Source organism: Mesorhizobium sp. M7A.T.Ca.US.000.02.2.1, from assembly GCF_003996995.1.
Classification (GTDB): Bacteria; Pseudomonadota; Alphaproteobacteria; order Rhizobiales; family Rhizobiaceae; genus Mesorhizobium.
In genome coordinates, this window is record NZ_RZTT01000905.1 from 1 (window position 1) to 481 (window position 481).

The window sequence follows — 481 nt, forward strand, 5'->3', positions numbered from 1 at the left end:
GTGCAGGGCCCGCACGCGTTCGCCGATGACGGCGTCGGCATGGGTGATGCGTCCATTGTGCCTGATATATTCGATCCAGGTCGGCGTGTGATAATGCTCGATCCATACGGTGGGATTCTCGAGATCGCGCGCCAGCGTCCAGTTGCGGGCGCCGTCACGACGGCGGATGCGGCCGCGTTCGGCCATGATGGCGAGGAACTCCGGTTCGTCCTCGTGCCGGATCACATACTCGATCATGATGGCGATGGGACCACTGCGCGGCTTCAGGTCAAGCGCCAAATGCGGTTCCTTGAAGCGATTGAGCGGGTCGAGGTTGAGCACCTGCTGTTGCGGCAGCGGGAGCAAAAGACCGATGGCGCCGCCGGCCAGCATGGCGACGCTGGCTGCGATCAGCGCGGCTTCGGCGCCGTGCGCATCGGCGACGACACCCCAGATCCAGCTGCCGAGCGCGATGCCGCCGAAGGTCGCGGTCTGGTAGACC

General features: G+C 65.3%; 1 protein-coding gene. It reads right to left on the reverse strand.

Annotated elements, in window-relative coordinates:
* A partial coding sequence (locus EOD15_RS35375; RefSeq protein WP_185929191.1) for an MFS transporter occupies positions 1-481 on the reverse strand: 481 nt, incomplete at both ends.